The organism is Adhaeribacter sp. (assembly GCF_057359045.1).
In genome coordinates this window covers 1-3,401 of record NZ_JBMQUD010000106.1, presented here as the reverse complement: position 1 = coordinate 3,401, position 3,401 = coordinate 1, and the positions used below count along the sequence as shown (strand labels likewise).

The 3,401-nt window shown below is 43.2% G+C and carries 2 protein-coding genes; both read right to left on the bottom strand.

What is annotated here, in order from left to right:
• Positions 1-197: 197 nt before the first annotated feature.
• The gene (locus ACO1R6_RS15945; protein WP_486265957.1) at positions 198-2,180 is read right to left on the bottom strand and encodes a family 20 glycosylhydrolase; all 1,983 of its coding nucleotides are present in this window, start codon (positions 2,178-2,180) and stop codon (positions 198-200) included.
• Between the two features lie 218 nt (positions 2,181-2,398).
• Positions 2,399-3,401: Gfo/Idh/MocA family protein (locus tag ACO1R6_RS15940; protein WP_486265956.1), on the bottom strand; the 1,003-nt coding region annotated here is incomplete at its 5' end.

The window sequence follows — 3,401 nt, the reverse complement described above, 5'->3', positions numbered from 1 at the left end:
ATTCTTCATCCAAAACAAGAGTACCCAGATAAGTACAACCAGGAAAAACCCAATAAGTACCAGCAGAAAGATTGCATAAAAAATCCAAAGGTCACTCCAGAATTTTTGCTCGAAAGCGATTGCTAGTAAAAAAGGATTGAGCTCAGGAATGATAACTTAAAAATGGTCATGTTAATTATACTGGCCTTCTTGCACCTTTATTTATTTGCTTTAACCCAGGCATCTATGTTTGTATTTAGCGCTATTTCGTATACATGCATCCAATCGCTATTGACGGTGCCGGCCGCTAAATGTTTATGTCCGTTAGAATCTAATTGATAATTTGTGGGGTTGGCTAACCGGGTTTTAAAGAATACCTTTTCATAATTATTTCTTATTTGTTCAAACCCTGCTGCATAATCTTGTATTTTCTGTAGAGCTGCGAGCTTGCCGGCGCCCGAGTCTTCTTTGTCATAAGCAGAAAGCAACAACAGCATATTAGCCGGATATATTTGCAATTCATTCATTTGCTTCAGGAGCGCTAAAGCATATTCATTCCGGCGAACTAATTTTTCGGCTTTATTTATTCTTTCCTTTATTAATTGGTAACGGGAGACTTCTTTCTGGGCTTGGGCAATTTTCTCCTGATAGGTATTATGCCAGGCCCCAACATTTTTAGCATTCGGTAAATTAATTAAATCCAGGTTATATGGGTATTGATTTCTATTGCCTTTATGGGTTAAAGCTTTATCCCAGAAACCTAATGACTGCTCTAGTAAATCCTGGAATTCATACTCTGGGTTACTTAAAGACGGAGCATAAAACCGGTGCCGGAACATGGCGTTATAAGCATCTGCGGGTACATCTTCGTAATTCCAGGCCAGCGCAGCAGAATTAAAAATGCCACGCCACATGGTTTCAAAGTGCGGGGAAGAATCTTCCCAAACCGTACACAAAATACCATCCATTTGCTTGTCGGAAGCCAGCCGGGTAAAATTTTTAATAGCATTAAAGTTAGATTGGTTGCGGGGCAACATGGGCCACCTATTCTGCGCGGCGGTGGCGGCCATTACTTTTAAATTATGTTTTTTATACCAATCTATTGCGTTTCTATTACCCAAAATATCCGGATGCTCATAATTCCAGCGCATGTAAATACAATCTTTCGGAAATAAATGGATGTTCTCGCTCAACTTACTTTCATTTGCCTGCCAAAGAGCCGTTACTTCGTTTTCTGGTATTTTAGCGTTTCCGGTAGTGCCGTATAAACCCGCTATTTTAAATAGCATATCGTCCCAGAAAATTGGAATACGGTTGTGCTGCCGGGCGTATTCGCATACTTTATTCAGCCAGTACATTTGCAACTCTAAAGGTTTTTTACCCGATTTTTTAGCCAACTCCGACATACCCAAGCCGCCCACTTCGTCGCCACCAACGTGCAGGTATTTGCCGTGCGGGGTGGCGGCAATGGCATCGTCGTACAAAGCAAATTGCAATTTATAAGTATCTGGGTTTAAAGCGTCAAAAGACCAGTCGGACTTTGGATTGTCGCGTAAATGCTTGTATTGCTCGTGTTTTAAGATAAAGGAGGCGTGCCCCAGACCTTGTACCAACGGGCTTATTTCTATATTCCGTTCGTGGGCATACCGGCTAATAGCAGCAAATTCTTCTACCGAAATAGCATGGCTTGCGCCAACCACAGGAGCCTGGGTATAACGCAGTTTATCTTCGAATTCAAAAATAATGGCATTAACTTTTACTTGGGCCAAACGGTCGATTACTTCGTAATAATAATTTCCGACATCTAAATGGTGCTTTATATCAATGTGCACTCCCCGATAGGCTAGTTCCGGGTAATCGGTGATTTTAACGGCCGGAATGGTAATTTGTCCGTCGCGGGAATCTTCCAATAATTGATTTAACGTTTGGCAACCGTAAAATATACCAGCCTGTCCTTTAGCTGTAATATGAGCGTTTCCGTTTCTAATCTCCAACCAATATCCTTCCAATGACGGAATATTTACATTGGGATTTATTTCTAAAACCAGCAAGCCTTTGCCGGAAGCAGCCGAAAGCGGCAAGGCCTGCAATAAGCCGGTAAGAAGCGGTTTTTGCGCCTTGCCTTTTAGCTGAATGCCTTGCAAAGAAGTAAAGTTGATGCCTTTACCCGAAAGTAGTTCCGTTTTTTGCGGTTGGGGCAATAATTTAAACTGCCGGTTAAAATCAGCTAAGCCCGCTCCATATATATTCGTAGAAAATAGAAGAAGCAGCCATAACAATTTACAGTAAACCTTTTTCAAAATCTTATCCGTCTTAAAATATAAATAGTAATTCACAATAATTTAAAGCTAAAAAACCTAGCCGCCTGGATAAATTAACAAATTGTAGGTATCCTATACTTCTAAGCTAAATTGAATTTTTAACTTTTTTTAGTTAGCACGTAATTGGTGCCGTAGGGATAGCGTTGCGGCCGGGAAAGCATTTTATTTGCTTCTACGTTACCAGTAAATTGTTCTTTTTTGGGGTCCCAGTACAACTTACCGGGCACTTTCATGGCAATATGGGCCAGCAAACAGGCGCTGCAAGAGCGGTGAGCCACTTCGGCCGGACTTATGGTTTCTTTTTTGTTCTGAATACAATCTAACCAGTTGCCGTGCTGCTCCGGGCTTTCGTACAGGTGTGTTTCTTTGGGGCCGATAACAGAGGTTAATATTTTTGGGTCGCTGGCCGTAAAAGCTTCATTTTTTTTACCGGCACCATTTGGGTCCGAGGCGGTTACACCGCCTTCACTGCGGGTTACAAAAATCCAGCCGTTAGTTCCTTCAAATTTTATTCCGTTCGGGTTTTGGCTGTTCATGATCATATTTACGCCGTTGGCATATTTGGCCTGTACTTCGTAATCGCCGTGTACCGTCCATAAACCTTTTTTCGGGAAGTCGGCGCGGGCTTCTATTTCTATTGGTCCGGTTAACTCGGTATCCATGCCCCAATGCGCAATATCTATGTGGTGCACGCCCCAACCGGTAATCATACCGGCCCCAAACTGCTCGCATCGCAACCAACCCGGCCGGGAATTAACATCTTTTTGGGAGTGTACGCGGTCTTGGGTATAATAAATATAAGGCGTAGAACCCAGCCACATGTCGTAATTCAGATTTTCCGGCAAGGGCATTTCGGTGGTATTGCCGCCGGCGGGGTCCGAAGGCAAACCCACGTGAATAGTTTTTAATTTACCAATGCGGCCATTCCGGACCAACTCGCAGGCTTTTTTAAACTGTGGCCAGGGGCTAACCGAACGCTGTTGGCTACCCAACTGAAATGTAACGCCTGATTTACGCACGGCATCGCTCATTTGCCGGCCTTCTTCAATGGTGAGTGAGGTTGGTTTTTGCAGATAAATGTGTTTACCGGCCAGCGCCGCT